Genomic DNA, 407 nt, shown 5'->3' with positions numbered 1-407 from the left:
ATCCAAAGCTTGTATTAACATATAAATTCCAAGCACGTAGTAAAACTCATTAGTAAGCCCAAACTGAAACAAGGCAATAATCACCACAGGGATCGTAACCACTACCGCCCCAATGTAAGGAATAACGACCGACAAACCGACCAGAATTGAGAGCAGCGCAGCGTAGTTTAGCCCGAACGCAAAGAAGCCAGCGTAAGTACAAATTCCAACAACGAGAATCTCCACCGCCTTACCACGCAAATAATTTGCGAATTGTTGATTCATCTCCGACGATACCTGTGTAATCAGGCGACGATTTTTGGGTAGAGCTTTAGAGACCCCACTAAGGATCACATCCCTATCTTTCAACATAAAAAAAACAAGCATCGGTACAACAACAAGGTAGATTAGTGCGGTAACGACCACAG

1 protein-coding gene is annotated in these 407 nt (G+C 43.5%); it reads right to left on the bottom strand.

The features are described from left to right. Positions 1–407: AI-2E family transporter (locus A3751_RS15925; protein WP_156492537.1), on the bottom strand; the 407-nt coding region annotated here is incomplete at both ends.

This window comes from Oleiphilus sp. HI0080, assembly GCF_001635135.1.
Note: the sequence above shows the minus strand (reverse complement) of the source record. Positions and strands in the feature narration are given on the sequence as shown.